The sequence below is a fragment of the Paenibacillus sp. 598K genome, assembly GCF_003851045.1.
Lineage (GTDB): Bacteria > Bacillota > Bacilli > Paenibacillales > Paenibacillaceae > Paenibacillus_D.
The window spans coordinates 12,888-13,110 of record NZ_BFBX01000002.1 but is presented as its reverse complement, the minus strand read 5'-3'; positions in this window follow the sequence as shown (position 1 = coordinate 13,110).

Below are 223 nucleotides of genomic sequence, written 5' to 3'. Positions count from 1 at the left end.
CGCGGTCGACGTCCAGCTTGCAGAAACCCAGATCTTCGAATGAACTCACGCGCCCGCCTCGCTTTCCAATACCCGATTCATGCTGCCGCTCTTGTAGCCCGACAGGTCCATCGTCACATACGTGAAGCCAAGCGAACGCAAATGGTCGGCTACTGTGCCGCCTACCTCGGCAAGCGCCGTCAGCATCGCCGGCTCGACCTCGATGCGGGCCGTCTCGCCATGC